The organism is Stenotrophomonas terrae (genome assembly GCF_039674165.1).
GTDB classification, from domain to species: Bacteria; Pseudomonadota; Gammaproteobacteria; order Xanthomonadales; family Xanthomonadaceae; genus Stenotrophomonas; species Stenotrophomonas terrae_A.
The window spans coordinates 1-279 of sequence record NZ_JBDJMY010000098.1; the positions used below are offsets into that span (position 1 = coordinate 1).

Below are 279 nucleotides of genomic sequence, written 5' to 3' on the forward strand. Positions count from 1 at the left end.
GACGATGACCTACTCTCGCACAGCTTAGGCTGCACTACCATCGGCGCGGCTACGTTTCACTTCCGAGTTCGGGATGGGATCGGGTGGTTCCATAGCGCTAATTTCATCAGGAAGGCGGTTTGAGCAGCGCGTTGCGCCAGCTCCAATGCGTTTCCTTGCGGAACATAGCCCAGGCTTAAAAACACCTGGCTTACATAAAAAGACAAACCCCGCTGCGTGAGCAGCGGGGTTTTAGATAAAACCCTGACGATGACCTACTCTCGCACAGCTTAGGCTGCA

The 279-nt window shown here is 54.1% G+C and carries 1 rRNA gene; it reads right to left on the reverse strand.

The features are described 5' to 3' along the window. Window positions 1-111: ribosomal RNA gene (gene rrf, locus ABE493_RS19390) — 5S ribosomal RNA — on the reverse strand; the annotation flags it as partial. Between the last annotated feature and the right edge of the window lie 168 nt (window positions 112-279).